The sequence below is a fragment of the Rahnella sp. PD12R genome (assembly GCF_019200965.1).
In the GTDB taxonomy this organism is placed as follows: Bacteria; Pseudomonadota; Gammaproteobacteria; order Enterobacterales; family Enterobacteriaceae; genus Rahnella; species Rahnella laticis.
This window is the reverse complement of the sequence record NZ_JAHTMS010000022.1, coordinates 20,659-27,026: the sequence shown is the minus strand read 5'-3', so window position 1 is coordinate 27,026 and position 6,368 is coordinate 20,659. Positions and strand designations below refer to the sequence as shown.

General features: G+C 49.3%; 8 protein-coding genes. 3 read left to right on the top strand and 5 right to left on the bottom strand.

Annotated elements, in window-relative coordinates:
• The first annotated feature begins 546 nt into the window (after positions 1–546).
• On the top strand, positions 547–1,086 hold the full coding sequence (locus tag KWG64_RS24930) for a gamma carbonic anhydrase family protein (RefSeq protein WP_218523428.1): 540 nt from the start codon (positions 547–549) through the stop codon (positions 1,084–1,086).
• Positions 1,087–1,135: 49 nt separating this feature from the next.
• Here KWG64_RS24930 and aroE read toward each other — a convergent pair whose 3' ends face one another.
• Genes aroE through dprA form a run of 5 tightly spaced genes read right to left on the bottom strand, consistent with a single transcriptional unit; the run spans position 1,136 to position 4,728 of the window.
• Positions 1,136–1,954: a shikimate dehydrogenase gene (aroE, locus tag KWG64_RS24925; protein WP_218523427.1), complete on the bottom strand. Its 819-nt coding sequence runs from the start codon at positions 1,952–1,954 to the stop codon at positions 1,136–1,138.
• A gap of 12 nt (positions 1,955–1,966) precedes the next feature.
• Positions 1,967–2,536 carry an L-threonylcarbamoyladenylate synthase type 1 TsaC gene (gene tsaC, locus KWG64_RS24920; RefSeq protein WP_218523426.1) on the bottom strand — a complete coding sequence of 190 codons (570 nt, stop codon included), beginning with the start codon at positions 2,534–2,536 and terminating at the stop codon, positions 1,967–1,969.
• Positions 2,529–3,089, bottom strand: a complete 561-nt coding sequence (locus KWG64_RS24915; RefSeq protein ID WP_218523425.1) for a type I DNA topoisomerase — start codon at positions 3,087–3,089, stop codon at positions 2,529–2,531. Before KWG64_RS24915 ends, tsaC begins: the two co-directional genes overlap by 8 nt.
• Positions 3,090–3,113: 24 nt before the next feature.
• Positions 3,114–3,587, bottom strand: a complete 474-nt coding sequence (locus KWG64_RS24910; RefSeq protein WP_101080124.1) for a DUF494 family protein — start codon at positions 3,585–3,587, stop codon at positions 3,114–3,116.
• Positions 3,559–4,728 carry a DNA-protecting protein DprA gene (gene dprA, locus KWG64_RS24905; RefSeq protein ID WP_218523424.1) on the bottom strand — a complete coding sequence of 390 codons (1,170 nt, stop codon included), beginning with the start codon at positions 4,726–4,728 and terminating at the stop codon, positions 3,559–3,561. The genes KWG64_RS24910 and dprA overlap by 29 nt, the downstream gene beginning before the upstream one ends.
• A gap of 128 nt (positions 4,729–4,856) precedes the next feature.
• Between dprA and def the strand changes: the two genes are divergently transcribed.
• Together def and fmt are read left to right on the top strand one after the other, a co-directional pair.
• On the top strand, positions 4,857–5,369 hold the full coding sequence (gene def, locus KWG64_RS24900; protein ID WP_101080126.1) for a peptide deformylase: 513 nt from the start codon (positions 4,857–4,859) through the stop codon (positions 5,367–5,369).
• A 1-nt stretch (position 5,370) separates the two neighbouring features.
• Positions 5,371–6,330 (top strand): methionyl-tRNA formyltransferase, encoded by a 960-nt coding sequence (gene fmt / locus KWG64_RS24895; RefSeq protein WP_218523431.1) that lies wholly within the window; start codon positions 5,371–5,373, stop codon positions 6,328–6,330.
• The last annotated feature ends 38 nt before the right edge of the window (positions 6,331–6,368 follow it).

Genomic DNA, 6,368 nt, shown 5'->3' with positions numbered 1-6,368 from the left:
GTCGTCGGCAGCGTCAGATGTGTATAAGAGACAGGCTTAAACAAGTTAAGCGGTGCTCAAAGTTTACTTTCATAATAATTCAACTAAATGAATTACTGCTTGGTCACTCTAAGACTTGATATTTTTTGCCACCGAGGTGGCTGATATCGTCTTGTGAGTGCCCACACAGATTGTCTGATAAATTGTTAAAGAGCAGTGAGTTACGCGCTTTCGCTTGCTAACTCGAGGTGGCGTATATTACGCTTTCCTCATTCAGTGTCAACCGTTTATTTCATCTGGTTGCCGCTGTTTTTAATCTTTCCGACCCGGTCACTTCGTGATGTTGTTCACGTTGTTCCCTGTCGATGGAGCGGCATTATAGGGATCCGAATTTTTTGCACAAGCCTTTTTTTGAATAAAAGGATCGACTGCGTATTTTTCGACCCTTTCGCGGAGATCTCGTCCGATCCGCTGGTTTTGGCACCGATCTTACCGCCCCTGAATTGGTATTTCCCAAAGCCAGGACTATATTGCCAAGGTTAAAACTCAATTATGAGGTACTTACCTATGTCTCAGGCTTTGCGCTCTTATCAGGGGTTAACGCCAACATTGGGCGAAAGGGTGATGGTGGATCCTTCCAGTGTTGTTATCGGGGATGTCGATCTCGCGGATGATGTCAGTATCTGGCCGCTGGTTGTCATACGCGGTGATGTAAATAGTGTGTCGGTGGGTTGCAGATCGAATGTGCAAGATGGCAGCGTGCTACATGTTACTCATCAGTCCCGTCAGAATCCTGAAGGGCATCCTCTTATTATTGGCGAGGACGTCACGGTCGGGCATAAAGCAATGCTGCATGGTTGTGCGATCGGGAACCGGGTTCTGGTAGGAATGGGATCAATACTGCTGGATGGAGCAATCATAGAAGATGATGTAATGATTGGCGCAGGAAGTCTGGTTCCCCCAGGAAAGCGGCTCGAAAGTGGCTATCTCTATTTAGGAAGCCCGGTTAAGCAGATCCGCGAACTGACCGTCGATGAACTTGCGGGGCTGACCTACTCTTCAAATAACTATGTCACATGGAAAGATGTCTATCTGGCGAGTAAATAGTTAACGAGCCTGGACAGCTTATGCAACAAGGCTGTTCAGGTTCTTTCAGTTAGCCCAGTAAATCTTGTTTTAACTGCGCCAGCACGGGTTCAATTTCCGGCATAATACCGTGCCATAAATAGAAGGCGTGAGCGGCCTGTCCCACCAGCATTCCCAAACCATCAGCATAATGCGTCACACCGTTGTCTTTCACCCATTGAAGAAAAGGCGTCAGACCGGCCTGATAATACATATCGTAAACGCGCGTCTGTGCAGTGAAAACCTGCTCAGAGATTGCCGGGATTTCACCATTAATACCTGATGCCGTCGCATTGATAATCAGATCGAATTTCTCGCTGGCCAGATCACTGAACGCAAGAGCCCGGATATCACCTTTGCTCTCGAATATATGACTGAGATGTTGTGCACGTTCAAAAGTACGGTTCGTGACGACAACAGAGCATCCGTAGGATAAAAGCGGAAGGATCACTCCCCGCGCAGCTCCGCCAGCGCCTACCAGCAATACCCGATCGCCGGGCTGAATAAGCGCCAGACGTTCCAGGTCACTCAACATTCCTATGCCGTCGGTGTTATCCCCGAGCAGTCTTCCGTCTTCAAGTTTTTTGAGAGTATTTACAGCGCCAGACATCGCTGCGCGGTCGGTCAGTTCATCCGACTCAGCAAATGCGCGCTCTTTGAAAGGCACGGTAATGTTTGCCCCGCTGGCACCCTTTTCAAAAAAGGATCGCAGCGCTTCTTCAAACTCTTCATTTGGCGCCAGCATCGTTCCATAACTGTGTTCAAGCCCTGTCTGGCTGGCAAACAATGCATGAATACGGGGGGATTTGCTGTGACTGATTGGATTACCGAATACCGCGAAAGATGGCATGACTTTCGTTCCTTAGCCTTGACGAATGAGATCGCCGGTGAGGGCATCCCTGATTTCAGATGGATTTTCTCTTCCACCCACCAGGCCGTTAAGCACGGGGAAATCCTCACCAAACTGGAGACGGACTTCATCAGCAAATCGGCAGGGTTCCTGGCCATTCAGGTTCGCGCTGGTGGAAACCAAAGGTTTTCCAAATTGCTGGCAGAGCTCTTTAACCAGCGGGTGATCGGTTACGCGGACCGCCAGCGACGAGAAACGTCCAGTCAGCCAGTCAGGTGTAGAGGGTTTTGCAGGCATCACCCAGGTCACCGGTCCAGGCCAAAACGACAAGATATGTTCGAGTTGCTGATGGGTTAATGATGAATCATCAATATAAGGGAGAAGTTGCTGATAGTTATCGGCGATTAAAATCAGCCCTTTATCTTTAGGTCGTTTTTTAAGAGCCAAAAGAGACTCAACCGCCTGCTCGCTGTCAGGATCACAACCTAACCCGAATACGGCCTCAGTCGGATAAGCGATAACCTGCTGTTGATGTAATGCTTCAAGTACCTTTGCAAGTGAGTTTTCTGCTTCTTTATTCATTTTCTTTGTTATCTTTTATTTCTACGGCTTTGCCGCACAGTTTACTGGCACAAAATAGTTTTATACCCTGCGCCGTTTTCTTTTCCATCAATAAAGGATATTGGCAGTGCACGCACTCGCCGGCAACGGGCTTATTATTGATGGCAAACTGGCAGTCCGGGTAGCGGTCGCAGGCGTGAAAAACCTTACCAAATCGAGACTTACGCTGCAGCAGATGTCCTTTGCCGCATTGCGGACAACTGAGGCTGGTTTCTTCGGGTTTATCGATGACTTCAATATGGTCGCATTCCGGATACTCGCTGCACCCGATAAACATCCCATAACGTCCCTGGCGAAGCACCAGCGTGGCGCTGCATTTAGGACATAACTGCCCGTCCAGGATTTTCACAATATGTCCGTCGGCCTGTGATTTCAGGGGGCGGATATATTCGCACTGTGGATAGGATGAACAGCTGAGAAAAGGGCCGTGGCGACCACTACGGATCACCAGTTCGGCCCCGCATTCCGGACAGGATTCATTTTGCTTCTCAGCAAAAAGTGCTGCTTTTGTCATATGTTACGTTTTACCTGTTATCTCTTAATGCAGATAACCTTCATTAACTTCAAATAACAGCTCTTCCATTTGCTGATATGCACTTTCATATCCGGGAATATTAAAAAGAACCATCAGCACCACCCACTTAAGATCCTCAAGATCGAATTCTTCAGTGTCCAGAGCCATAACACGATCGATAACCATTTCCCGGGTATCGAAGTTTAAAACCTTTATCTGTTCCAGGAACAACAAAAAGCCACGACAACTGCTATCTAACCGGCTCGTTTCCTCGTCGGTGTAAACACGTAATGCTGAAGGATCTGAATCCAGCATATAAGATGGGGTTCCACCCTCTTGCATATCCGCAAGTTTTTCAAGCCAATTCAGCGCATTGTGAATATCGGCCCGGTGAAAACCAGCCTCGGTCAAGTCATCCGTTAACCTATCCTCGTCAACATTCATCTCCGCTTCGTTGTGAATGTAAGTTTCAAATAAGTACATTAGTACGTCGAACATGGCTTGCCCTCTTAATTCGGACATAGCCGCCGGATACAGCTGCGATCCATCCTGCTAACTCCAGCTCGAGTAGTTTACCTACCACTTCTGGCACAGGTTGGCCGGCACGTTCGGCGACGACGTCAACAGATGTCACCTCATATTCTACGTTAGCCAACACATCAGCAAATGGCAATTCAACTTCGCATTCTTGTGCACAAATAATCGCCTCTGACGCCTTTGGTGGCTTATCACGGGGTGCTTTTGGCCGTTCGGGGATTGGCAGAGTCGGAAACCAGGTTAAGCCGCTGCCAATATGCTCGGCAATATCGTTAGGTTCAGTAACCAGGTAAGCGCCCTGTTGGATAAGCCAGTGGGTTCCTTCTGACGTCGGGCTGCCTAAAGGCCCGGGCAAAGCAAAAACCTCTCTTCCCTGTTCAAGTGCATAACGGGCGGTGATCAACGACCCGCTACGCAACGTTGCCTCAACAACCAGAACACCCGCGCTGAGACCACTGATAATACGGTTCCGGCGCGGAAAGTTGGCCGCTAGTGGCGGCGCCGTCACCAGATGCTCAGAAATCAGCGCCCCACCTTGCTCAAGAATACTGTCGGCTAACATCAAATGACGGGATGGATAACGTTTCATCAGCCCGCTGCCAAGAACGGCGATAGTTTTCCCCCGCGCCTCTAATGTAGCTTTATGACTTATTCCATCAATTCCCATTGCAAGACCGCTCGTCACGGTAAAGCCGCTGCTTACCAGCCCGCCGGCAAAAACCTGTGCATATTGTTCACCGTAATGGGAGTAGTGACGGCTTCCCACCATCGCTATTTGAGGAGATAACAGTAAATCCGGATTTCCTTCGGCGAACAAAATCAATGGCGGAGACGGAATCTGCGCTAACAAAGGCGGGTAGAGCGCACAGCCAAATGTGACAAGATATCGGCTATCCCCTTCCAGCCAGTTTAGCGACGCGGATAGCCATTGCTGATTGATATTCCTGAAATCTTCTATTTGCTCCGCGTTAAGCCCGCACGAGAATAATTCAGATGGACCATAATGCCCCTGGCAGAAGAGTGCCCGAATTATGCCTTCGGCATGGCCAGCATCAAGGCGCCTGACGGCTGATAAACGTATCCATACTTCCTGTAATGTCATTATCCTGCCTCTGTTCAATGCCTTTCGACGAAGGATTCAATTGGCAGAGGATGCTGTCAATCGGAGCAGGAAATGTCTAGAATAGAGTCTATATATCTTCAATCAATTGAATAAAGATCCAGAAAAATATGTCCGTATTACAGATATTACATTTCCCAGACGAGCGGCTTCGCATTACTGCAAAACCGGTCAAAGAAGTTAACGCCGAAATTCAGCAGATCGTGGATGATATGTTTGAAACCATGTATGCAGAAGAAGGCATTGGCCTGGCTGCAACTCAGGTAGACATTCATCAACGTATTATCGTTATCGATGTCTCTGAAAATCGCGACGAACGACTGGTTCTCATCAATCCTGAGCTGCTGGAAAAAAGCGGCGAAACTGGTATTGAAGAAGGCTGCCTGTCGATCCCTGATCAACGTGCGCTGGTGCCGCGTGCGGAGAAAGTGAAAGTCCGCGCTCTGGACCGAGAGGGTAAAACCTTTGAGCTGGAAGCTGATGACTTACTGGCGATTTGCATCCAGCATGAAATGGATCATCTGGTGGGTAAATTATTCGTGGATTACTTGTCGCCACTGAAACGTCAGCGTATCCGCCAGAAGATGGAAAAAATGGCCAAGCTGAACGCGCGGGCTGACTAATATTCGAGTAACACAGGACACTGCTTTGCGGATCATATTTGCCGGTACCCCAGACTTCGCAGCGCGTCATCTTGACGCGCTTTTGTCATCAGAACATCAGGTTGTGGGTGTATTTACCCAACCCGACCGCCCGGCCGGCCGTGGTAATAAGCTGACTGCAAGCCCGGTAAAAACGCTGGCACTTGCTCATGATATTCCCGTGTTTCAGCCGAAATCTTTGCGCCCTGAAGAAAACCAGACACTTGTGTCCGATTTGGAAGCTGATGTGATGGTGGTCGTAGCTTATGGCCTGATTCTCCCTAAAGCTGTGCTGGATATGCCTAAACTGGGCTGCATTAACGTGCACGGCTCCCTGTTGCCACGCTGGCGTGGTGCCGCGCCGATTCAGCGTTCCTTGTGGGCGGGCGATGCTAAAACCGGTATCACTATCATGCAGATGGATGTGGGTCTGGATACCGGCGACATGCTGCATAAAGTGGAATGTGACATTCTTCCGGAAGATACCAGTGCATCCCTGTACAACAAACTGGCTGAGCTCGGCCCGGAAGGTATGCTTGAAACGCTCGGGCAGCTGGCGAACGGCACGGCTCAACCAGAAGTTCAGAACGAAAAACTCGTTACGTACGCTGAAAAGCTGAGCAAAGAGGAAGCCCGCTTAGACTGGACGCTTTCCGCAGACCAGCTGGAACGTTGTATACGTGCATTTAATCCGTGGCCTGTCAGTTTCTTTATGATTGACGACCAGCCCGTAAAAGTCTGGTCAGCTGAAAGTTTGCCTGCAAGCCATAGCCCCCTGCCCGGCACCATTGTTTCTGCAGATAAAAAGGGGATCCAGGTTGCTACGTCTGACGGCATCCTGAATATCACCCAGTTGCAACCTTCAGGTAAAAAAGCAATGTCCGCACAGGACTTGCTGAACTCTCGTCGTGAATGGTTTATCGAAGGCGCTCGTTTAGCCTGACCCTTCCGACTACGCCCGATATTTCGTCGGGCCTTATC